Genomic DNA, 403 nt, shown 5'->3' on the forward strand with positions numbered 1-403 from the left:
CCGCCGCCACCAGCGACACCATCACCCCGGGCTACAGTGCTTCGGTGTTGATCAGTTGGGGCCAGCCCCTGCACAACAACGCCCCGGCTTTCGACCCGTCCGGCCATGGCACCGCCACGGCTCAGGAACAACAGTTCGGCGACAACAACGACGGCATGAGCCTGTTTCCATTCCCCGGTGACGACAACCGCGCGCTGATGGCGATCAACAACGAATACACCAACTATCGCTACCTCTACGCCCACGGCGGCGCTCCTCAATCGGCCGAAGACGTGCGCAAGGCCCTGGCCAGCGAAGGCGTGTCGGTGATCGAAGTACGCCGCAAGGGCGACACCTGGCAGTTCGTCCAGGATTCGCGCTACAACCGGCGCATCCACGGCAATTCACCGATTCGTTTGAGTGG

Annotated in this window: 1 protein-coding gene; it reads left to right on the plus strand. The window is 63.0% G+C overall.

The features are described 5' to 3' along the window. A partial coding sequence (locus AC07RN_RS21430; protein WP_478337291.1) for a PhoX family protein occupies positions 1–403 on the plus strand: 403 nt, incomplete at both ends.

Source organism: Lelliottia sp. GFLA7, assembly GCF_056490165.1.